The sequence below is a fragment of the Aeromicrobium sp. MLTX1 genome (assembly GCF_046452335.1).
In the GTDB taxonomy this organism is placed as follows: domain Bacteria; phylum Actinomycetota; class Actinomycetes; order Propionibacteriales; family Nocardioidaceae; genus Aeromicrobium.
Genome location: NZ_JBKFDN010000002.1, coordinates 663621 through 683900, shown reverse-complemented (window position 1 = coordinate 683900; position 20280 = coordinate 663621). Strand labels below are relative to the sequence as shown.

Below are 20280 nucleotides of genomic sequence, written 5' to 3'. Positions count from 1 at the left end.
CCGCACCTCATCACGTCCAGACCTTGCCCTCGAGGTCGACTGAAGCTCAGAACAGTCCGTTCTCATTGGCTGAATTGTCTGGGATCACCTGCAGGACATCCCAGTGCTCCACGACCTTGCCGTTGGTGTCGAGGCGGAAGATGTCGATCCCCGCGTAGTCGTCACTGCCTGGCCAGGTCTGGTGGCAGTGCAGGACCACGTAGTCGCCTTCGGCGATCACGCGAACGAACTCGACGTGCTTGCCAGGGTACTGCAGCCATGCGCTCGAAGTACCGGACGAACGCCTCCTTGCCGTCCCCGACGTGCGGGTTGTGCTGGATGTAGACGTCGCCCGCGTAGATCTGGATTGCCTCGGCCGGCTTGCACTGGTTGAACATGAGGTCGTAGAACGCCTGCACGCTTTGCTTGTTAGTTTCGAGTCGCGCCCTGACGTCCATGATCAGAAAATGACGACCGGCTTGATGGTGGTGCCGTCGGCCGAGTCCGCGAAACCTTGGTTGATGTCGTCGAGCGAGTACTCCGTGATCAACGTGTCGATCGGGAAGCGCCCCTCGCGCCATAGCTGGATCAGCTGGGGGAGGAAGGACTGCGGCACGGAGCTGCCCTGCACGATGGTCTTGAACGTCCAGCCTTTCACCAGCGACGCGCCGATCTCGAAGCTGACCTCGGTGCCGGGGCGGGCGGCCCCCACGAGGGCGACGGTGCCCCGGACGGCGATGCTGTCGGCGGCGGCCCGAAGCAGCTCGGGTCGACCCGTCGTGTCCACGACGTAGTCCACTCCTGTGCCGCTCGTGATCGAGGCCAGTGCCTCGCCGAGGTCCTCTGTGCGGGAATTGATGACATGCGTGGCGCCGAGCTCACGAGCCAGGTCCAGCCGGCTGTCGTGGATGTCGACCGCGATGATGGTCGCGCAGTCCCGGACCTTCGCTGCCATGATGGCTGCCGCTCCCACGGCGCCCGCGCCGAAGACGGCCAAGGTGGAGCCGATCTCGGGCCGGAGCTCATTCAGGACGGTGCCGGCACCGGTGTTGAAGCCACACCCCAGCGGGCCGAGGTGTTCCAGTGGGACGTCGGCGGGAACCCTGACGACCGACTCCTCGACGACGTTCGAATGGGTGGAGAAGGACGACTGGCCGAAGAAGTGTGAAGAGATCGCCTCTCCGTCGGCGCTCAGCGAGGTGCTGCCATCCAACCGACGACCTCCGAAGTCGGCCGCCATGAGGTTCTCGCAGTAGGCCATCTCGCCGCGACGGCAGCGCATACAGTGCCCGCAGTAGGCCGCTGCCAAGATGACATGGTCGCCGGGCACGACGCTGGTGACACCGTCGCCGATGGCCTCGACGACCCCGGAGCCCTCGTGCCCCAGGACCGCGGGGAGCGGTGTGGGGTAGACGCCGTCGCGCACGATGGCGTCGGTGTGGCAGATGCCCACACCGACCATACGAACGCGAACTTCGCCGTGCCGTAGGTCGTCGAGCTCGAGCTCTTCGACGGTGAGGGGTGCGCCTTGCGTACGGGCAACTGCGGCGGTGACCTTCATGTGCGTGCTCCTTCGTGGGGGAGTCCCGTCGCTTCCGTCAGCGGCGAGGAGTGACTGTTCGACTCGAGTCGTGCCCGTCGGAACCGGCCGAAGATCGCCAGTTCCAGCCGCAGCAGCTGAGGCACGGTCACGTAGACCGTCACGGGTACCACGATCGCCGTCAGGACCAGGGCTCGCAACGGGGCCGGCCACTCCGGTGCCGCCCGGCCGAGGACGATCATGCCGACGGCGACGAGCGGATAGATCGCGACCCACGTGACCGCGGCCCTGGTGTGGACGGAGGCGATCCCCGGAGGGCGGTGATGATCGTGGTCCACCTCGTCGGCGGCGAGGGCTTGGCCCTCGTGATGGTGCTTCACACGAGACTCCAACAAGATGGTTGGTTGACTGATGGGGCCCACTCTACGCCTCTCCCAACCGTTCTGTTGGTTAGGCTGGTCCGATGGCTCGTAATGCGGCACGTACTCGGCAACGTCTCCTGGATGCGGCGGTGGTGGAGTTCAGCACGTACGGCTACGCAGGCGCGCGGATCGAGAGGATCAGCGAGGCGGCCGGGGTCAACCGCGAACGCCTCTACTCCTACTTCGGGAACAAGCGAGGTCTGCTCGAGGCAGTCCTCGTCGAGCGTCTTGCCACGGCACTGGATGCGGCGCCCATTCGTGGGTCGGGTTCGGCCGCGGCCGCCGCATTCGCAGCCGACTTCTTCGACGCCTGCGTGACCGCTCCAGATCTGGCGCGGCTGGTGGCGTGGGAAGGACTGGAGCTCCTCGAGCCGGTCGATCTCGATCGACGCCGCGAGCGGGCGCGCCGCAAGCTCGATGACCTGCACGCGGTACTGCCCGAGATGGCTCGCGAGCAGGTCGAGGAGCTGTTGCTGACGGTGGTGACGCTTTGCTACGGATGGGTCGTCCAACCCCACCTGAGCGAGACCATCACCGACGACTCGGTCGATCACGCGCGGCGCCGGAGCGCGATTGCCCAGACGGCCGTCGCCATGGTGCACGCCTGCCGGGTGAGCTTCCCCCGAGACGCCTGAGCGGGCGGATCACGCCACAATGGAGCGAACAGCCGCGCAGCCCCGTCGAAACGAAGGAGCCCGACATGAGCGAGTCACGAGACGTCGACCTGGTGGTGGTGGGCCTCGGACCCGGCGGCGAGGCATTGGCCACCGGGGCAGCGAAGGCGGGGCTGACGGTCGTGGCGGTCGACAAGCATCTAGTGGGTGGGGAGTGTCCGTACTACGGGTGCATCCCCACGAAGATGATGGTGCGGGCAGCAGACGCGCTCGGTGAGGCGCGGCGAGCCGATGAGCTGGCCGGCGACGTGCACGTCGTCCCGTCGTGGACACCCGTGGCCAAGCGGATCGCGAGCGACGCCACGGACGACTGGGACGACCGCGTGGCCGTCGAGCGACTCGAAGCCGCTGGCGCGAGGGTGGTGCACGGCACGGCCCGTCTCGCGGGAGAGCGCCAGGTCATCGTCGATCTCGCCGACGGCACCGACGGCACGCTGGAGCTACGGGCTGGCCGGGGCGTCGTTCTCAACCCGGGCACCAGGCCGGCGGAGCCGGCGGTGCCGGGGTTGGCGGGTACGCCGTTCTGGACGAACAGGGACGCCGTGCAGACGACAGAGGTGCCGGAGTCGCTCCTGATCATCGGCGGCGGGCCCATCGGCTGCGAGCTGGCCCAGGTCTTCGCCCGGTTCGGGGCCGACGTGACCGTGGTGCAGCACGGCGAGCGGCTCCTCCCGGCCGACGAGCCCGAGGCGTCCGCCGCGCTCGAGGAGGTGTTCAAGGCCGAGAGCATCCGGGTGCTGACCCACGCCGAGGCTGCCCGGGTGGAGTACGCCGACGGCGCGTTCTCCGTCACGCTCTCGGGCGGCGAGGTGGTGGGCGCCCGCCAGTTGCTCGTGGCCGCCGGGCGGCATTCCAACCTCGAAGGGATCGGCCTGGAGTCCGTGGGGCTCGACCCCTCCGATCTGCAGGTGGACGAGCGGCTGCGAGCGATGGACGGGCTCTGGGTTCTCGGGGACGTCACCGGCCATGGGGCGTTCACCCACGTGTCGATGTACCAGGCGGCGATCGCTCTGCGGGACGTCCTGGAACAGGACGGTCCTCCCGCCACGTACGAGGCGGTGCCACATACGACGTTCACGGACCCGGAAGTGGCCGGCGTCGGTCTCACGGAGGCCGCCGCCCGTGAGGCCGGTCTGAGCGTCCGGGTCGGACAGACCGACCTGGGCGGCTCATCGCGGGGCTTCACGCATGGGCCGGGCGGCGCCGGACTGGTCAAGCTGGTCGAGGACGTCGACAGGGGAGTGTTGGTCGGAGGCACGGTGGTCGGTCCTGCTGCCGGCGAGATCCTGTCCATGGTGACCTTGGCCGTGCACGCATCCGTGCCGACGTCGACCCTGCGGTCGATGATCTACGCTTATCCCACCTTCCACCGCGCCATCGAGTCAGCCCTCGCCGACCTCGAGGCCTGAGGTCGGCGAGGACGACGTCAGACCAGTCGCACGAGCTTCTTGTTCGCGAACTCGTCCAGGCCGAAACGGCCGAGCTCTCGCCCGATGCCGGACGCCTTCACGCCGCCGAACGGCATGTCCGGCGCGCTCTTGACCGTCGTGTTGACCCCGACCATCCCGACGTCCAGACGATCCACGACGTGCTGGGCAGCCCCGGTGTCCTGAGTGAACACGGCGCTCCCAAGGCCGAAGGGCGTGTCATTCGCCAGGTCGATGGCCGCCTCGACGGACGGGACGCGGTACAGCACCGCCACGGGTCCGAACAGCTCCTCGTGATAGGCGCGCATCTCCGGGACGACGTCGCTGATCACCGTGGCGGGGTAGTAGGCACCAGCGCCGTCGGGCACCATGGCACCGACGTGGACGGTGGCGCCCTTGGCGATCGCATCCTCCACCTGTGCGGCGAGCTCGTCGCGTGCGGCGACCGAGGCCATGGGGCCCAGTCGCGTCGACTCCTCGGTCGGGTCGCCGCCGACCCACTGGGAAGCCTGGGCGACGAATTGGTCGAGGAAGTCGTTCCAGAGAGACTCTTCCACGATGATGCGCTTGGAGGACGTGCACGCCTGGCCGGCGTTGCCGAACCGGCCCGCCACGGCGGCGGGGACCGCTGTGGCCAGGTCGGCGCCGGGCAGCACGATGAACGGGTCGGAGCCGCCCAACTCGAGGACACACTTCTTCAAGTGCTGACCCGCCAGGCCGCCGATGGTCCGGCCGGCGCGTTCGGAGCCGGTGAGGGACACGCCCTGCAGCTCGTCACTGGCGATGAGACTCGCCACCTGCTCGTTCGAGGCGAAGATGTTCTGATACACGCCATGTGGCGCGCCGGCCTCGCTGATCAGCTCCTCGAGCCGCAGTGCCTGTTGCGGGCAGCTGCCTGCGTGCTTCAACAGGATCGTGTTGCCCAGCAGCAGATTCGGAGCCACGAAGCGCGCCACCTGGTAGTAGGGGAAGTTCCAGGGCATGACGCCCAGTAGTGCCCCGATCGGCGCGGTCCGGACCACCGCACGGCCGGAACCTGCGATGTCGAGCTTCTCGTCGGCCATCAGCTCGGGACCCTGGGTGGCGTAGTACTCGTAGATGGATGCAGCGAGCTCCACCTCGGCCCGCGCCTGGCCGACCGGCTTTCCCATCTCCAGCGTCATGAGACGTGCCAGCTCGTCTGCGTGGGCGCGGTGGAGGTCCGCGATGCGCTGGATCGCGGCGGTGCGGTCCTTCACCGGTGCCCGGCGCCACGTCGCGAACGCCGTGTGGGCTCGCTCGAGTGCGGCTCGCGCCTGCTCGTCGGTCATGGTGTCGAACTCGCGGACGACCTCTCCAGAGGTGGGGTCGACGGTCGCGTACTTGGTCATGAGGTTCTCCATGGGAAGGCGGCCGGCCGGACGTTGGTCCGGCCGGCCGTGGGTGTCGTTCAGGCGGTGGCGAGCTCGGGGACGTGCAGCGCGAAGCCGGGGAAGCCCTGTTCGGTCTCGGTCGCGAGAATCGTGCGGTACTCCTTGAGGCCGCCCAGGTAGAACATGACCGTGCGGCGCTTGCCCGGGATGTTCGCGCCGAAGATCCACGACGCCGCCTTGGGGAACAGGGTGGCGTCGGCGATGTCGGCACACGTCTCGGTCCAGGCGTGCTCCGTGGCCTCCTGCACCTCGAGCCAGGCCCCGGGCTGCGCGGCCAGATGCCCGATGGTGGCGCTGATCCACTCGACCTGGACCTCGATCGACGGCGGCAGGTTCGTGAACGGACCGTTGGGGCCGAGGATCATGAACATGTTGGGGAAGCCGCTGGTGGCCATGCCGAGGTAGCTCGTCGGGCCGTCGGCCCAGTGGTCGGCCAGGAGCTCACCGTCGCGGCCGCGAATCTCGGTGCGTCGGTAATTGCCGTCCACGGCATCGAAGCCGGTGGCCAGGATGATGACGTCGACCTCGTGGAGCACGCCGTCGGCCGTGCGGATCCCCTCGGGGACGATGCACTCGATCGGGTTCTCGTCGATCCGCTCGATCGAGACGTTGTCGCGGTTGAACGTCTCGTAGAGGCCCGAGTCGCACAGCGGGCGCTTCGCGTAGAGGTCGGTCGGGGTGAGGCGACGTGCGGTCTCGGGGTCCTTCACGATCTGGGCGATCTTGCGACGGATGAACGCCGCGGCAGCCTCGTTGGCCTCCGGGTCGGTGGCGATGTCTCCGAACGTCTCGAACATGAACCGGAAGCCACCACCGTTGTTCCAGGCGGCCTCGAAGACGGCCTCACGCTCCTCCTCCGAGACGGAGAAGGTCTCCGCGGTGCTCTCCACGAAGCCCATAGCGAGACTCGACTCGCGCACCTGGGTCCAGTTCGCCTCGAAGTTGTCCACCAGCTGCTGCAGCTCCTGCGGGGTGTGCTCACGGTTGCCGGCGGGAACGCTGTACTGCGGGGTGCGCATGAACGAGGTGAGGTGCTTCACGATCGGCGCGATGGCCGGGATGACCTGGCCGCCGGTCGATCCGTTGCCGATCACCGCCACTCGCTTGTCAGTGAGATCGAGGTCCTCCGGCCACGCGCCGGTGTGGGCCAGCCGGCCGGCGAAGGTGTCGATGCCGGTGATGTCCGGAACGTTCGTGGCCGACAGCAGGCCCAGGCCGGTCACCAGGAAGCGGACCGAGTAGGTGACCCCACGGTCGGTCTCGACCGTCCAACGCCCGGTCGTGTCGTCGAAGTCGGCGTGGGTCATGGCGGTCTCGAGTCGCGTGTGAGGCCGCAGGTCGTAGCGGTCGACGACGCCGTTGAGGTACTCGAGGATCTCCGGCTGGGTGACGAACTTGGTCTTCCAGGGCGTCTGCGCGTACAGGTCGCGATCGAACGAGTACTGGTAGACGAAGCTCTCGGAGTCCGAGAGGGCGCCGGGGTAGCGGTTCCAGTACCAGGTGCCGCCGACGCCGCCGGCCTTGTCGATCGCAACGGCTTCGAGACCGAGCTCGTTGCGCAGCTTGTGGAGGGAGTAGATGCCTCCGAAGCCGAGTCCCACCACGAGCGCGTCGAGGCTCTGGATCGAGTCGCTGTTTGCGTCAGCCATGACGTAGTTCTCCTTCATGTCGGTGACCGCCGGTGTGGCGTGGTTCACGTTCCCCCCCATCGTGAGACGTCCGTCACGCCGTCCGGTGTTCCAATGTGGAACACCGGGATTCGTCGACCGCTGCGAGGATTGATACCCGGTCGGTCATGGTGCGATCCCGGACCGGCATTGGAAATCACTGCGGATGAGGGGCATGGTGGGTGTCAGACAGGAGGGTGCCGTGAGCGACCCCGTTCGTGATGCGCGAGACCAGTTGAAGCGGGCCGGCCTCAACGGATCCGACCCGGACGCCGACCTCGTCCCGGACGTCATCACGCGAAGCTGGCGCCGCTCCATCAGCAGCCGGGTCTCCGAGGACGGTCCGGCGCAGCAGACGCGCGAGATCGACCCCGAGTCGATCCTGCTGCGCGCCGCCGAGCCGGTGCTCGACCGATGGCAGCACCAGTTGACAGACACGGGGACGACCTTGTTCGTCAGCGACCGCGCCGGGAGCATCGTCGCGCGCCGCGCCAGCGACCGCAGCGCCGAGAAGAGCCTGGACCGCGCGAACGCTGCGGAGGGATTCGACTACTCCGAGGATGTCGTCGGCACCAACGGGCTGGGGACGGCCATCGTGGAGAAGGGTCCCGTCCTGATCCAGGGCGCTCATCACTACAACGAGCTGCTCTCCGACATCACCTGCGCGGCCGCCCCTCTCTTCACGCCCACCGGCTCAGTGATCGGCGCGGTCTCACTCGGCGGCCTGACCCGCGTCACCAATCCGCTGATGATGTCGGTCACGCGTGAGATTGGCCAGCAGATCGAGGAGCGGCTCAGGGCCTCGTCGCGCCCGCAGGACCTGGCGCTCGCGATGTCCTTCATGCGATACACCAACGCCCGTCGTCCCACGATCGTCCTGGACAAGGACTCCCTGCTCGCGAACACGCCCGGCCTTCCCTACGTGAGCGTGAGCTCGCACGTGATGCTGTGGGAACTCCTGAACAGCCGAACGTGGACGGACGGCCACCCTGTCCGGCTGCAACTCGCCGAGGCGCGAGTGGAGGTCGTCGCACGCCGAGTCGTCGAGGGCGCCCACACCCACTTCGTCGCGCACTTCGCCGACCTCGCCCCCGACGAGGTGTCGGTGCTGGACGTGCCCGTCGTCACCAGGAGTCACCGTCCTGACGGGACGGCCGTGGTCGTGGTCGATGGGCCACGCGGCTCCGGCCGTGCGACGGTGGCCCATGACCGTCACGGCGCCCTTCGCCCCAGGCGCGCGCTGCTCGAGATCTCGGCACTCCCCGGCGTCGCGTGGGACCAGTTGCGCCGCCAGCTGGACGCTGGCGACGACGTCCTGCTGCGCCGGGTCGAGGAACTGAGTGACGTGGAGGCCGGCCGTCTCGGGGCGGTCGTGCGGGAGCACCGCGCGGCTGTCGATGCGGGCGAGCGCTCGTCGGTGCTGTTCGCGACGATCTACAGCAGTGATGCCGCGGGCGCCGTCAGGGACGCCCTCGCCCAAGTCGACGCCGCGGAGCGCACCTGGCCACTGGCCGAGAGCCGCGAGCGCATCCCGGCCCTGGTGACCGAGATCCTCGAACGCGTGGACAAGGACCGCAGGCACACGCTCTCGCCCGCCGCGATGCAATCACTGATGGCCTGGCGGTGGCCGGGAAACGTCAGCGAGCTCGTCGAAGTCCTGGCAGACGTGGTGCGCAACGTCCGCACCTCGGTGATCGAGCGCAAGGATCTACCTGCGCGACTGCAGCAGGCGCCGACAGGGCGCCGGCTCACCCCGATGGAGGAGGCGGAGCGGGACGCGATCCTCCGAGCCCTGGAGGAATCGCAGGGCAATCGCTCCGCGGCGGCCAGCCGCCTCGGGATCGGGCGCACCACGCTCTACCGCAAGCTGCGTCAACTGGGCATCGAGTCCGGCGAGGCTTCACTCTGACGTCGTCAGCTGCAGGACCTCGTCCAGCACCGCTCGCAGTGCCGCGCCACGATCATCGCGACGCCAGGCGACCCGCAGGTCGACGTCGAGAGTCTCGTCCTCGAGCGGGACGAAAGCGACGTGGGGATCGGCCGAGTTCTGCGCGACCGATCGCAAGGTGAGGTGGCAGCCCACCTCCGCGCTCACTAGCGCGAGCGCCGTCTGCGTGTCGGGCGCGAGCTGAACCACGTCGGCCACAAACCCGTTCTCCCGTGCGAGCCGTCGGAGGCGGTCCGGGAGGACGGCTCCCTCGTGCGGCGGCAGCGACACGAACGGCTCACGAGCCAGGTCGCTGATCGACACCGAGCGCATGCCGGCGAGCGCGTGGGTGTCCGGGACGGCGACCACGAGCGTATCGGGCATGACCACCTCCGCCTGGATGTCGGGCGCAATGACGTCCCAGCGGCCCAGAGCGATGTCGCTGTCCCCCTGGATGAGCTTGCGCATCGCGGGCTGGGCGAAGTTCTGGCTCGAGAGCTCCAGCTGGATCCCCGGCCTCTTGGACCTGACGACCCGCGCCAGCTGGGCGACGATGCGGTGCGTGGAGACCCCGGCGAAGGAGATCCGGACGAGGCCGATCTCGCCCTCGTCGGCGAAGCGCACCGCTGCCTCGGCCTGCCGCAACGCCTCCAGCGCCTCGCGAGCCGGGCCCACCAGCGCCTGTCCGCTGGAGGTCAGGCTCACGGAGCGGGTGTTCCGATCGAAGAGCTGGGTGGCCAGCTCGCGCTCGAGCTGTTTGATCGTCCTGCTCAGCGGTGGCTGCGCCATGTGCAGACGTTCGGCAGCGCGACCGAAGTGCAACTCCTCGGCGACGGCCAGGAACGCCCTGATCTGCTGAAAGTCCATGACTCTCTCCAATCCATTCTTGCTCAGGTATCACAGAGTAGACGATTAAGTATTGGACTGAACCAAATGTCCGGCGTCATCGTGGAGACATGTACTCCGGAAATCCTGACGTTCCCAGCGACGTCTTCGCCGACGTCCTGAAGCAGGTCGACGATTTCGTTAAGCACCACGTCATGCCACGTGAGCTCGAGATCATGACCACTGACGCGATCCCCGATGATCTGCGGAGGCGCGCCGCCGAGATGGGACTGTTCGGCTACGCCATCCCCCAGGAGTGGGGCGGTCTCGGTCTGGACCTCGTGCAGGACGTCGAGCTGGCCATGGCGCTGGGCTACACGTCCTTGTCGTTGCGTTCGATGTTCGGTACGAACAACGGGATCGCCGGCCAGGTGCTGGTTAATTTCGGCACCGACGAGCAGAAGGCCCGGTGGCTTCCGCCGATGGCAGCGGGGGAGGTCGTCGCGTCGTTCGCGCTCACCGAGCCCGGCGCCGGATCCAATCCGGCAGGACTGCGGACGACGGCGCGGCCGGACGGTGATGCGTGGGTCATCGACGGCGCGAAGTGCTTCATCACGAACGCCACGGACGCGGACCTCTTCGTCGTCTTCGCCCGGACCGCCCCGGCCAGCGACGTCTCGCCGGGGATCTCGGTCTTCCTGGTCCCGGCCGATGCGGCGGGGATCGAGGTCGGCGCGAAGGACGCGAAGATGGGCCAGGAGGGCTCGCGCACGGCCGACGTCAGCTTCACCGGCTTGCGGGTCGGAGCCGACGCGCTCGTCGGCGGTGCCGGCGACGTGGGTTACAAGGCTGCCATGACGTCGCTCGCGCGAGGTCGTGTGCACATCGCCGCCCTGTCGGTCGGTACCGCGCAGCGTGCGCTGGACGAGTCGCTCGCATACGCGGCGACGGCGACGCAAGGCGGCGAGTGCATCGGCGACTTCCAGCTGGTCCAGGCGATGATCGCGGACCAGCAGACCGGGGTGCTCGCGGGTCGAGCTCTTGTTCGCCAGACCGCGATGGCCTGGGTGACGGGGGAGGATCGGCGCATCGCGCCCTCGGCGGCGAAGCTGTTCTGCACGGAGATGGTGGGCCGGGTGGCTGACCTCGCCGTCCAGGTTCACGGCGGGTCCGGCTACATGCGCGAGGTCGCGGTCGAGCGGATCTACCGCGACGTCCGTTTGTTGCGCCTGTACGAGGGGACCAGCGAGATCCAGCGGCTGATCGTCGGTGGCGGCTTGGTTCGCCAGGCGAAGCGAGAGCTGTCATGAGACTGCCTCTGGAGGGCGTCACAGTCGTCGCGGTGGAGCAAGCCGTGGCGGCTCCATTGGCGACGCGACAGCTCGCCGACCTGGGGGCGCGCGTCATCAAGGTCGAACGTCGGGACGGCGGCGATCTCAGTCGCGGCTACGACCACGTGGTGGACGGCACCGGCGCACACTTCGTCTGGCTCAACCGGGGCAAGGAGTCCGTGGCCGTCGATCTCAAGACGGTCGAGGGGCGCGACATCGTGCGTCGACTCGTCGCGAGTGCTGACGTGTTCGTGCAGAACCTCGCGCCGGGTGCCGCGAAGCGACTCGGCCTGGGCACCGAGGAGCTGCGGTCGAACCACCCCGAGCTGATCACCGTCGACCTGTCGGGATTCGGCACCGGAGGCCCCCACGAGCAGCGCAAGGCCTACGACATGCTCATCCAGGCCGAGGCCGGCCTGATCTCCATCACGGGCACCCCCGACACCGCGGTGAAGACCGGCATCCCCACCGCGGACATCGCGTCCGGACTGTACTGCGCCCAGGCGGTCCTGGCCGCGCTGCTGCGACGGTGGCGGTTCGGTGAGGGCGCCAGCATCGAGGTGACGATGCTGGAGGCGACCGTCGAGTGGCTCGGACACGCGCTCTACACGCAGATGTTCACCGACTCGCCTCCTCCGCGGATGGGACTGGGCCACACGTCCATCGCCCCCTACGACGCCTTCCCGACGGTCGACGGCGAGGTGCTCATCGGGGTGCAGAACGACCGAGGGTGGCGAAGCCTGCTCCGTGACGTGCTGGACGCGCCCGAGCTCGTGGACGACCCTCGCTTCGTGACCAACGTCGACCGCGTGGCGCATCGGGAAGCGTGCGACGCCGTCGTCGCGTCTCACACCCGCGGCTGGTCGACCGACGATCTCATCGCGAGCCTGTCGGCAGCAGGAGTTCCCGCGGCACAGGTGAAGCAGATGTCCGACGTGGTGGCCCACCCGCAACTGCGCGCGCGAGGACGCTGGCGCGAGGTCGCGACCGAGCACAGCGTGGTGCCGGCCCTGCTGCCCCCCGTGACCTTCAGCGACGTCGAGGCGGTGATGGGGACCGTCCCGGCGCTGGGCCAGCACACGCGGACCGTGCTCGAGGGCCTCGGACTCTGCGACCAGCAGATCGACGAGCTCGTGAAGCAAGGCGTCGTCACATCCGATCCGCGCGTCCACGCGCTGACCACCTCCTAAGGAGAGCATTCATGCAGTCATTCATCATCGCGGCCGCCCGGACCCCGATCGGCCGGTACGGCGGGGTCCTCGCACGCGTCCGTCCGGACGACCTCGCCGCCACGGTCATCGCCGAGCTCGTCAGCCGGGCGTCACTCGATCCCGACCGGGTCGACGAGGTCATCTTGGGCGCGGTGAACCAAGCCGGCGAGGACAACCGGAACGTGGCACGGATGGCCCTGCTGCTCGCGGGGCTGCCGGACAGCGTGCCGGGGATGACGGTGAACCGGCTGTGCGCCTCGAGCCTCTCCGCGATCGGGACCGCTCGACAGTCCGTGGCGGCTGGTGACGCCGACCTCGTTATCGCTGGCGGCGTCGAGTCCATGACCCGCGCACCGTGGGTGATGGAGAAGCCGCAGAAGGCCTGGGCCGGACCCGGTGCGGCGTTCGACACGGCGATCGGCTGGCGGTTCCCGAACCCCCGCTTCAGCGCCGAGACGACGCCGTCCATGCCTCAGACGGCCGAGCGGGTGGCGGAGCAGTGGGGTCTTGAACGGGCGGAGCTCGACGAGTTCGCCCTGCGCTCCCACGAGCGCTCGGTCGCCGCCATCAAGGCCGGTCACTTCGCCGACGAGATCGTCGCCGTGGACGGCGTCGACCTGGACGAGGGCCCGCGTCCGGACACGACGCTCGAGCGACTGTCCGGACTGCGACCCCTCCACGGTCCAGGAGGCCTCATCACCGCAGGCAACTCCAGCTCTCTCAACGACGGTGCCGCCGGCGTCGTCGTGGCCAGCGAGGCCTACGTCGAACGCCACGGCATCACCCCGCTGGCGCGGATCGTGGGCGTCGCCAATGCCGGCGTTCCGCCGGAGATCATGGGGATCGGGCCGGTCCCGGCCACGCGCAAGGCACTGGACCGTGCCGGATGGGGCATTGACGACCTCGACGCCGTGGAGCTCAACGAGGCCTTCGCCTCGCAGTCGATCGCGTGCATCCGTGATCTGGGCCTGGATCCGGAGATCGTCAACGCGGACGGCGGCGCGATCGCGCTGGGCCACCCCCTCGGTGCCTCCGGAGCCCGCATCGTCACGACGCTTCTCGGGCGCCTCCAGCGCACCGGGGGCCGGCGAGGCCTGGCCACCATGTGCGTGGGCGTCGGGCAGGGCGTCGCCGTCCTGCTGGAGCGGCCGTGAGCGCGGCGATCGTCGTCGAGCACCATCCCGACCGTGTGGTGGCGACCTTGAACCGGCCCGAGGTCCACAACGCCATCGACCTCCAGACCTCTGAGGAGCTCCACGAGCTCTGTGCATCCCTCGAGCGCGACCCGAAGGTGCTGCTGCTCACCGGTGCCGGCGGGACGTTCGCCGCCGGCGCCGACATCAACCAGATGCGCGAGCGTCGACGGGGCGACGCCTTGCGCGGCATCAACTCGCGCGCCTTCAGCCGTCTGCAGCGCTTGCCCATGCCGACGATCGCGCTCGTCGACGGCTATGCCCTCGGCGGAGGCGCCGAACTCGCGTACGCCTGCGACTTCCGTATCGGGACGCCGTCGGCACGATTCGGCAACCCCGAGACGGGCCTCGGCATCATCGCCTCGGCCGGTGGCACGTGGCGGTTGCGCGAGATCGTGCCAGAGCCCGTCGCCAAGGAGATTCTGCTTGCGGGCCGTGTCCTCGAGGCGGACGAGGCGCGTCGTGTCGGACTGCTCAACGAGATGGTGGAGCGCGATGACCTGATGCCGGCCGGCCACCGCTGGGCCGACCGGATCACCCGTCAGGTCCCGTTGGCCGTCCGGCTGACGAAAGCCGTGTTCCACACACCCCGCGAGGCGCACCCCTTCGTCGACGACGTCGCGCAGGCCGTGCTGTTCGAGACCGACGAGAAGTTCGAGCGGATGACCGCATTTCTGGAGAGGAAGAAGACACCATGAGCGTTCCCCCAACGGTCGGTGTGTACGGCGGCGGCCGGATGGGCGCCGGCATCGCCCACGCGTTCCTGCTCGCCGGCGCCCGCGTGATCGTCGTCGAAGCGCATGCGGAGGCGGCCGATGCCGCGAGGGGCCGGGTGGCTGCGTCGTTGGCCAGGGCGCAGGAGCGCGGCGTGCTCTCGGTGCCGGTCGAGGAGGCCCTCGGCAGCCTCAGGACAACCATTGACGCGGGTGACCTCGCGTCGGCTGCGCTCGTGGTCGAGGCCGTTCCCGAGGACGTGGCGCTCAAGCAACAGGTCCTCCGCGCGGTGGCCGACGTTGCCCCGGAGGCCTGGCTCGCGACGAACACGTCGAGCCTCTCGGTCGACGCGATCGGCTCGGCGCTCCGCGCGCCGGACCGGCTCGTCGGTCTGCACTTCTTCAACCCCGTCCCCGCCAGCGACCTCGTGGAGATCGTCGTGGGAGCGAAGACCGACAGCGATCTCGTCCTCGCCGCCCAGACCTGGGCCGGCGCTTTGGGCAAGACGGCGATCACCGTCTCGGACACGCCCGGGTTCGCGTCGTCGAGGCTCGGGGTCGCCATCGCCCTGGAGGCGATGAGGATGCTCGAGGAGGGGGTGGCCTCGGCCGCCGACATCGACACGGCGATGACCTTGGGCTATCGCCATCCGGTGGGTCCGCTGCGGACCACGGACATCGTCGGGCTGGACGTCCGTCTCGCGATCGCCGAGCACCTCGCCGCCGAGGTGGGGGACCGGTTCACGCCTCCCCAGATCCTCCGCGACAAGGTGGCTGCCGGTGAGCTCGGTCGCAAGTCAGGGCGCGGCTTCTTCTCCTGGTGAGGACGGTGAGCCCCGGCAGAGTTAGCCGGGGCACACCGCTCGAGCGCGGGTCAGGCGGTGCGCAGCTGGAAGGCACTCCACGACGCACACAGCGGGGTGACGTGGTCATCCACGAACGCGACGTGTGCGGGGGCCTCCAGGTAGGAGCGCCACGCCTGTTCGTCCGCGAACTCCGCGACGATGCCGACCTCGGCGTTTCCGGGGTTGAGCCCCAGATCCTCGCCCGACCGGAACGAGGCGACGCCGTCGATCTGGTTCGGCAGGTCGGCCATCGCCGCCACGAGAGCCTCGCGTTGCTCGGAGGTCGACGTGTCGGTGAAGGTCATGCTCCAGACGTGAGTGATCATTGCTTATCTCCTGGTGGTGTTGTCGGTCTGCCCTAGCTGGTGCGGGCGGTCGGGAAGCTGCTGGGAAGGGGTCAGTCGAGGTTCTCGGCTTCGAGCCAGTCCGCGGCGATGGACTTGGCGGGCTGCTGGTCCTCGACGCTGATCTGGTTGAGGCGCAGGAGGTCGTCGGCGCTCATGGCGGCGCTGATCTCATTGATCACGGCCGCGACGTCGTCATCGACGTTGTCGCTGGCGATCGGGACGACGTGCGAGGCGAGGAACAGGCCCTTGGTGTCCTCGAGCGTCACGAGATCGTTCTTGCGGATCGACGGGTCAGCGGTGTAGAGGATCGCCAGCTGGATGTCGCCGTCGGCGAGCGCCTTGACCGTGAGAGGGCCGCCGCCGTCCTCGATCGGGGTGAAGTCCACGGAGACGCCGTAGGTCGACTTCAGTCCCTTGGGACCATTCGGTCGGGTCTCTCCCTCGGAGTTTCCTCCCAAGGTGAGCGGCTCGGTGACCTTCGCCAGATCGGCGATCGTCCGCAGACCCCACTTTTCGGCGAACTCGCGAGTCACGGCATAGGTGTCCTGGTCGGTCGCACTCGACTCGTCCAAGACGTGCAGGCCCTTTGGCGTGGCGTCCTGCAGGGCGGCGTAGACTTCGTCGTTCAGTCGGGCCGGAGTCTCCGGCTCCCAGTACTGCAGCAGCGGGCCGGAGTACTCGGGGAACAGGTCGATGGCACCGGACTCCAGCTCCGGGACGTACGCCTCTCGCTGGCCGATGCGGAACTGGCGGTCGACCTCGTGGCCGTCGGCCTCGAGCGCCTGGGCATAGATCTCCGCGACGATCTCGTTCGAGTAATAGTCCTGTGAGCCGATGACGAGTACGTCGGAACCGGTGTCGCCATTCGCGAGCGGGTCGGATCCGCCGCATGCACTCAGGGCCAGCAGGACGGCGAGGCCCGTGGAGAGGCCAAGGGTCAGGCGAGAGAAGGTCATGGTCTTCTTTCGGTCAGGCGCCGCGACGTGCGTCGTCGGCGGAACGGTGGGCGAGTTCGGTCATGCGGTGCTGCAACCCGGCCAGGAGCCGGTCGAGCAGAAGGGCGAGCGCCGCCACCAGCAGCGCTCCGGCCAGCATCTGCGGGTAGTCACGGGACTTGAGCCCGGTGAACAGGTACCGCCCGAGGCCGGTGTCGGACGTGTACGCCGCGAGCGTCGCGGTGGCGACGACCTGCAGCGTCGCCGCACGCACGCCTCCCATCAGGACGCCGGCGCCGAGCGGGAGCTCGACGTCGCGGACGATCTGCCACTCGCTCATGCCCATGGAGCGGGCGGCGTCGACCGCGATCGGGTCGGCGGCCTCGATTCCGGCGTAGGCGCCGGCGAGAAGCGATGGCACGGCGAGGGCGACGAGGGCGAGCACGGGCGCGCCGATGCCGACGCCCATCAGCAACGCCAGGAGGGTCAGCAGACCGAGGGTCGGCACCGCTCGGACCGCGCCGGCCAGGGCTGTCACGACCCCGCGCCCGCGGCGCGTGTGGCCGACGAGCACGCCGAGCGGAATCGCCGGGACGGCAGCGATCACGATGGCGACAGCCGTCACCGCGAGGTGCTGGGCCAGACGGACGCCGACGCCGTTCGACCCTGTCCAGCTCGAGGGGTCGAAGATCCAGGCAAGGGCCTCGAGAAGGATGTTCACAGCACCACCTCCGCCGAGACGGCGTGGGCCCGCCCTCGGTCCCGGCGGCGTCCCTGCCACGGCGTGAGCGCTCGGCCGAGGGCCAGGAGGATCCCGTCGAACACGAGGGCCAACGCCATCGTCGCCACGACACCGGTGACCACTTCGCTGGTGATGCCGCGCTGGAACCCGTCGGTCAGGAGCGTGCCGAGGCTGGAGATCCCGACGAGCGCCCCGATGGTCACGAGACTCACGGTGCTCACGGTCACCACGCGGATGCCGGACAACAGCACGGGAACGGAGAGGGGGAGGTCGACCCGCCAGAACAGGGCACGCCGGCCGTAGCCCATGGCGCGGGCGGACTCGCGCACGCCGTCGTCCACGGAGACGAAGGCGTCCGTGGCGGTGCCGACCAGCAGGGCGGTCCCGTAGAGCGTCAGAGCGATCACGAGGGTGAGCGGTGATCGGAGGGGGATCGTGAAGATCACGGGAATGACGATGAGCAGCGGCAGGGCGGGGATCGCATAGAGCACGCTCGCGGTGCCGAGGACGACCTGTCGCAGTCGCGGCTGGCGGTGGGCCAAGCGACCGAGAGGGACGGCGAGCACGACACTGGCCGCGCTGGCAGGCACGGCCAGCGCCACATGCTGGAGCGTCAGCTCCACGACCCAGGACCAGTTGTTCTCCAGCCAGGTCATCGCAGGACACCCAGGGGACGGCCCTCGCCGTCGACGACGAGCCGTCTGCCGTCGATCTCGACGGTCCGAAGACTCCGGCCGGCGCGGTCCGCGCCCACGAAGTCACGGACGAAGTCATCGGCCGGTGAGCCGAGGATGCTCTGAGGTGTGCCGGCCTGGGCGACGACGCCGCCGGCACGCAGCACCACCACGTCGTCGGCCAGCCTGAACGCCTCGTCGATGTCGTGGGTGACGATCACGATCGTCTTGCCCAGCTCCGCCTGGACCCGCAGCATCTGATCCTGCAACTCGCGACGCACGATCGGGTCGACCGCCCCGAAGGGCTCGTCCATGAGCAGAATGTTCGGGTCGGACGCAAGCGCACGGGCGACGGCGACCCGCTGCTGCTGGCCTCCGGACAGCTGGGAGGGGTAGCGCCGGGCCAAGGACTGGTCCAGCCCGACCAGCGTCAGCAGCTCGGCCGCGTCGGCGCGCGCGACACGCTGTGACGTGCCATTCAGGACCGGCACGATGGCGATGTTGTCGACCACGGTGCGGTGGGGGAGCAGGCCGCCGGCCTGCGGGACGTAGCCGATGCGTCGACGCAGGTGGACCTTGTCGAGCTCCCGAACGTCCCGGTCGTCGATCAGCACCGCGCCGCGCGTGGGCTCGACCATGCGATTGACCATGCGAAGCAGCGTCGTCTTGCCCGAGCCGGACGACCCGACCAAGGCGACGGTGCGATGAGACGGGACCTGGTGTGAGAAGTCGGCGACGGCGACGGTGCCGTCCGCATACGTCTTCGCGACGTGTCTGAACTCGATTCCCACGTGTTCCCCTCAGTCGTGCCGTGCGGCCTCAACCACTGTACTCCCTCGAATCGAGTTACCTCGAATCGAGGTTCCTGCTGTACGGTGAGGACGTGATCGAAATGATGATTCTGGGCTTCCTCGCGGAAGGACCACTTCATGCGTATGAGTTGCGGCGCCGCATGGAGCGACTGCACGGATATGCACGCGCCATCAGCGACGGTACGATCTACCCGGCCCTGAAGCGACTCGAGTCCGCGGGACTGATCGCGCGCGACGAACCGGATCCGGGCGCCAGCACGTCCAGGCGCCAGACGGTGCGACTGACTGACGCGGGCCTCTCGGAACTGCACGCACGCCTTCGTGGGGCGAAGGGCTACGACATCACCGACGGGGATCGCTTCTTCGTCGTCTTGGCCTTCCTGTCACAGCTTCCCGACGTCGACGAGCAGCACGCGGTGCTGCGCCGTCGGCTCGACTTCCTGGACGAGCCCGGAGCGAGCTTCTTCTACGAAGCCGGCCAGCCGCTCGGGGCCGACGACATCGACGACCCCTACCGGCGGGGCATGCTGGTGTCAGCGCGGGAGACCAGCCGCGCCCAACGCCGATGGATTCGGGAAGTGCTCGGAGCAGAGAATGAGTGAGAAGACCATGCGTGCCGTGGTTCTGGACGCGCCAGGGCCCGTGACGAACCTCCGCCTGCGCGAGCTGCCCCTGCCCCAGCCCCCGGCCGGCTGGGTCCGTATCAAGGTTCGTTCCTTCGGCCTCAATCGCTCTGAGCTGCACACCCGCCTCGGGCTGGCGGAGGGCGTCACGTTCCCGCGGGTGCTCGGCATCGAGGCGACCGGCGTCGTCGACCTCGCGCCCGGGGGTGAGTTCGAGCCCGGGCAGCAGGTCATGACGATGATGGGTGGAATGGGGCGCGTCTTCGACGGTGGCTACGCCGAGTACACGTGCGTGCCGGCGGCGCAGGTCATCGCGTTCCGGTCCGATCTCGCCTGGGACGTCTTGGGCGCGGTGCCGGAGATGCTCCAGACCGCCTACGGTTCCCTCACGGTCGGCCTGGACGTCCAGCCGGGGCAGGCGCTGCTCATCCGTGGTGGCACGTCGTCGATCGGCATGGCCGCGACCGTCCTCGCAAAGCGTGCCGGGCTCCGGGTCCTCGCGACCACCCGCAGCTCCGCGAAGGCTGAGACTCTCCGCTCCGTCGGAGTCGATGACGTCCTCGTCGATGACGGAAATGTCGCAGCCCAGGTGCGCGCGCTCCTGCCCGGCGGGGTCGACGCGGCCCTCGAGCTGATCGGCACGCCGACGCTTCCCGACACCTTGCGGGCGACCCGCGTCCACGGCACCGTCTGCTTCACCGGCATGCTGTCCAACGAGTGGATCGTTCGGGACTTGTATCCGATCGACTACATCCCCCACGGGGTGCGCCTCACGTCCTACGCCGGCGAGGCGGAGAACCTGCCCTCCGATGTCCTCCAGGGATTCCTCGATGACGTCGAGGGTGGGCGTGCGCGGGTTCCCCTCGATCGCGTGTTCGGGCTCGACGAGATCCATCAAGCCCATCAGCGCATGGAGGACGGCGCCGCCACCGGGAAGATGGTCGTCCTGATCTGACGGAAGCTGGTCGAAGGCTCGAGTCG

General features: G+C 68.7%; 21 protein-coding genes. 10 read left to right on the top strand and 11 right to left on the bottom strand.

Annotated features, from left to right (window positions below):
- Positions 1 to 46: 46 nt before the first annotated feature.
- The 3 genes from ACK99Q_RS13800 to ACK99Q_RS13790 form a co-directional block, all read right to left on the bottom strand.
- Positions 47 to 256, bottom strand: coding sequence for a nuclear transport factor 2 family protein (locus ACK99Q_RS13800; RefSeq protein ID WP_410186995.1), 210 nt, complete (start codon positions 254 to 256; stop codon positions 47 to 49).
- Between the two features lie 183 nt (positions 257 to 439).
- Positions 440 to 1540, bottom strand: coding sequence for an NAD(P)-dependent alcohol dehydrogenase (locus tag ACK99Q_RS13795; protein WP_410186690.1), 1101 nt, complete (start codon positions 1538 to 1540; stop codon positions 440 to 442).
- Complete coding sequence (locus ACK99Q_RS13790; protein ID WP_410186689.1) at positions 1537 to 1899, bottom strand: hypothetical protein; 363 nt, start codon at positions 1897 to 1899, stop codon at positions 1537 to 1539. The genes ACK99Q_RS13795 and ACK99Q_RS13790 overlap by 4 nt, the downstream gene beginning before the upstream one ends.
- An 83-nt stretch (positions 1900 to 1982) precedes the next feature.
- Between ACK99Q_RS13790 and ACK99Q_RS13785 the strand changes: the two genes are divergently transcribed.
- Both ACK99Q_RS13785 and ACK99Q_RS13780 read left to right on the top strand, forming a co-directional pair.
- Positions 1983 to 2576, top strand: a complete 594-nt coding sequence (locus tag ACK99Q_RS13785) for a TetR family transcriptional regulator (protein ID WP_410186688.1) — start codon at positions 1983 to 1985, stop codon at positions 2574 to 2576.
- Between the two features lie 65 nt (positions 2577 to 2641).
- On the top strand, positions 2642 to 4024 hold the full coding sequence (locus ACK99Q_RS13780; RefSeq protein ID WP_410186687.1) for a dihydrolipoyl dehydrogenase family protein: 1383 nt from the start codon (positions 2642 to 2644) through the stop codon (positions 4022 to 4024).
- Positions 4025 to 4041: 17 nt separating this feature from the next.
- Here the strand turns inward: ACK99Q_RS13780 and ACK99Q_RS13775 are convergent, their stop codons facing one another.
- Positions 4042 to 5412, bottom strand: coding sequence for an NAD-dependent succinate-semialdehyde dehydrogenase (locus ACK99Q_RS13775; RefSeq protein WP_410186686.1), 1371 nt, complete (start codon positions 5410 to 5412; stop codon positions 4042 to 4044).
- Positions 5413 to 5471: 59 nt separating this feature from the next.
- A complete protein-coding gene (locus ACK99Q_RS13770) occupies positions 5472 to 7103 on the bottom strand; it encodes a flavin-containing monooxygenase (protein WP_410186685.1) in 1632 nt (543 codons plus the stop codon).
- A 220-nt stretch (positions 7104 to 7323) separates the two neighbouring features.
- On the opposite strand from ACK99Q_RS13770, the gene ACK99Q_RS13765 reads away from it, so the two are divergent.
- Positions 7324 to 9030, top strand: coding sequence for a helix-turn-helix domain-containing protein (locus ACK99Q_RS13765; protein WP_410186684.1), 1707 nt, complete (start codon positions 7324 to 7326; stop codon positions 9028 to 9030).
- Here the strand turns inward: ACK99Q_RS13765 and ACK99Q_RS13760 are convergent.
- Positions 9022 to 9915 (bottom strand): LysR substrate-binding domain-containing protein, encoded by an 894-nt coding sequence (locus tag ACK99Q_RS13760; RefSeq protein WP_410186683.1) that lies wholly within the window; start codon positions 9913 to 9915, stop codon positions 9022 to 9024. The two genes, ACK99Q_RS13765 and ACK99Q_RS13760, sit on opposite strands and share 9 nt — an antisense overlap.
- Positions 9916 to 10004: 89 nt before the next feature.
- Here ACK99Q_RS13760 and ACK99Q_RS13755 point away from each other — a divergent pair, with 89 nt between their 5' ends.
- The 5 genes from ACK99Q_RS13755 to ACK99Q_RS13735 are packed head-to-tail and all read left to right on the top strand — an operon-like array spanning position 10005 to position 15145.
- Positions 10005 to 11183, top strand: a complete 1179-nt coding sequence (locus tag ACK99Q_RS13755) for an acyl-CoA dehydrogenase family protein (protein ID WP_410186682.1) — start codon at positions 10005 to 10007, stop codon at positions 11181 to 11183.
- Positions 11180 to 12394 (top strand): CaiB/BaiF CoA transferase family protein, encoded by a 1215-nt coding sequence (locus ACK99Q_RS13750; protein ID WP_410186681.1) that lies wholly within the window; start codon positions 11180 to 11182, stop codon positions 12392 to 12394. The genes ACK99Q_RS13755 and ACK99Q_RS13750 overlap by 4 nt, the downstream gene beginning before the upstream one ends.
- An 11-nt stretch (positions 12395 to 12405) precedes the next feature.
- Positions 12406 to 13569, top strand: coding sequence for a thiolase family protein (locus ACK99Q_RS13745; protein WP_410186680.1), 1164 nt, complete (start codon positions 12406 to 12408; stop codon positions 13567 to 13569).
- Positions 13566 to 14306: an enoyl-CoA hydratase/isomerase family protein gene (locus tag ACK99Q_RS13740; RefSeq protein WP_410186679.1), complete on the top strand. Its 741-nt coding sequence runs from the start codon at positions 13566 to 13568 to the stop codon at positions 14304 to 14306. The genes ACK99Q_RS13745 and ACK99Q_RS13740 overlap by 4 nt, the downstream gene beginning before the upstream one ends.
- A complete protein-coding gene (locus ACK99Q_RS13735; protein ID WP_410186678.1) occupies positions 14303 to 15145 on the top strand; it encodes a 3-hydroxyacyl-CoA dehydrogenase family protein in 843 nt (280 codons plus the stop codon). Before ACK99Q_RS13740 ends, ACK99Q_RS13735 begins: the two co-directional genes overlap by 4 nt.
- Before the next feature lie 50 nt (positions 15146 to 15195).
- Here ACK99Q_RS13735 and ACK99Q_RS13730 read toward each other — a convergent pair whose 3' ends face one another.
- The 5 genes from ACK99Q_RS13730 to ACK99Q_RS13710 all read right to left on the bottom strand — a co-directional run bounded on the left by ACK99Q_RS13730 (position 15196) and on the right by ACK99Q_RS13710 (position 18655).
- Positions 15196 to 15492, bottom strand: coding sequence for a Dabb family protein (locus tag ACK99Q_RS13730; protein WP_410186677.1), 297 nt, complete (start codon positions 15490 to 15492; stop codon positions 15196 to 15198).
- Positions 15493 to 15563: 71 nt separating this feature from the next.
- Positions 15564 to 16469: an ABC transporter substrate-binding protein gene (locus ACK99Q_RS13725; protein ID WP_410186676.1), complete on the bottom strand. Its 906-nt coding sequence runs from the start codon at positions 16467 to 16469 to the stop codon at positions 15564 to 15566.
- 13 nt (positions 16470 to 16482) lie between these two features.
- The gene (locus tag ACK99Q_RS13720; protein WP_410186675.1) at positions 16483 to 17169 is read right to left on the bottom strand and encodes an ABC transporter permease; all 687 of its coding nucleotides are present in this window, start codon (positions 17167 to 17169) and stop codon (positions 16483 to 16485) included.
- Positions 17166 to 17846: an ABC transporter permease gene (locus ACK99Q_RS13715; RefSeq protein WP_410186674.1), complete on the bottom strand. Its 681-nt coding sequence runs from the start codon at positions 17844 to 17846 to the stop codon at positions 17166 to 17168. Before ACK99Q_RS13715 ends, ACK99Q_RS13720 begins: the two co-directional genes overlap by 4 nt.
- Positions 17843 to 18655, bottom strand: coding sequence for an ABC transporter ATP-binding protein (locus tag ACK99Q_RS13710; RefSeq protein WP_410186673.1), 813 nt, complete (start codon positions 18653 to 18655; stop codon positions 17843 to 17845). Before ACK99Q_RS13710 ends, ACK99Q_RS13715 begins: the two co-directional genes overlap by 4 nt.
- A gap of 101 nt (positions 18656 to 18756) precedes the next feature.
- On the opposite strand from ACK99Q_RS13710, the gene ACK99Q_RS13705 reads away from it, so the two are divergent.
- Positions 18757 to 19278, top strand: coding sequence for a PadR family transcriptional regulator (locus tag ACK99Q_RS13705; protein WP_410186994.1), 522 nt, complete (start codon positions 18757 to 18759; stop codon positions 19276 to 19278).
- Positions 19271 to 20254 (top strand): zinc-binding dehydrogenase, encoded by a 984-nt coding sequence (locus ACK99Q_RS13700; protein WP_410186672.1) that lies wholly within the window; start codon positions 19271 to 19273, stop codon positions 20252 to 20254. Before ACK99Q_RS13705 ends, ACK99Q_RS13700 begins: the two co-directional genes overlap by 8 nt.
- Positions 20255 to 20280 lie beyond the last annotated feature (26 nt).

What these genes read in the sequence shown, in the direction of transcription:
- ACK99Q_RS13715 (WP_410186674.1), bottom strand. Translation starts at nt 17,846, where the DNA reads ATGACCTGGCTGGAGAACAACTGGTCCTGGGTCGTGGAGCTGACGCTC.
- ACK99Q_RS13705 (WP_410186994.1), top strand. Translation starts at nt 18,757, where the DNA reads ATGATGATTCTGGGCTTCCTCGCGGAAGGACCACTTCATGCGTATGAG.
- ACK99Q_RS13795 (WP_410186690.1), bottom strand. Translation starts at nt 1,540, where the DNA reads ATGAAGGTCACCGCCGCAGTTGCCCGTACGCAAGGCGCACCCCTCACC.
- ACK99Q_RS13760 (WP_410186683.1), bottom strand. Translation starts at nt 9,915, where the DNA reads ATGGACTTTCAGCAGATCAGGGCGTTCCTGGCCGTCGCCGAGGAGTTG.
- ACK99Q_RS13730 (WP_410186677.1), bottom strand. Translation starts at nt 15,492, where the DNA reads ATGATCACTCACGTCTGGAGCATGACCTTCACCGACACGTCGACCTCC.
- ACK99Q_RS13755 (WP_410186682.1), top strand. Translation starts at nt 10,005, where the DNA reads ATGTACTCCGGAAATCCTGACGTTCCCAGCGACGTCTTCGCCGACGTC.
- ACK99Q_RS13780 (WP_410186687.1), top strand. Translation starts at nt 2,642, where the DNA reads ATGAGCGAGTCACGAGACGTCGACCTGGTGGTGGTGGGCCTCGGACCC.
- ACK99Q_RS13770 (WP_410186685.1), bottom strand. Translation starts at nt 7,103, where the DNA reads ATGGCTGACGCAAACAGCGACTCGATCCAGAGCCTCGACGCGCTCGTG.
- ACK99Q_RS13725 (WP_410186676.1), bottom strand. Translation starts at nt 16,469, where the DNA reads ATGACCTTCTCTCGCCTGACCCTTGGCCTCTCCACGGGCCTCGCCGTC.
- ACK99Q_RS13750 (WP_410186681.1), top strand. Translation starts at nt 11,180, where the DNA reads ATGAGACTGCCTCTGGAGGGCGTCACAGTCGTCGCGGTGGAGCAAGCC.
- ACK99Q_RS13700 (WP_410186672.1), top strand. Translation starts at nt 19,271, where the DNA reads ATGAGTGAGAAGACCATGCGTGCCGTGGTTCTGGACGCGCCAGGGCCC.
- ACK99Q_RS13785 (WP_410186688.1), top strand. Translation starts at nt 1,983, where the DNA reads ATGGCTCGTAATGCGGCACGTACTCGGCAACGTCTCCTGGATGCGGCG.
- ACK99Q_RS13735 (WP_410186678.1), top strand. Translation starts at nt 14,303, where the DNA reads ATGAGCGTTCCCCCAACGGTCGGTGTGTACGGCGGCGGCCGGATGGGC.
- ACK99Q_RS13775 (WP_410186686.1), bottom strand. Translation starts at nt 5,412, where the DNA reads ATGACCAAGTACGCGACCGTCGACCCCACCTCTGGAGAGGTCGTCCGC.
- ACK99Q_RS13745 (WP_410186680.1), top strand. Translation starts at nt 12,406, where the DNA reads ATGCAGTCATTCATCATCGCGGCCGCCCGGACCCCGATCGGCCGGTAC.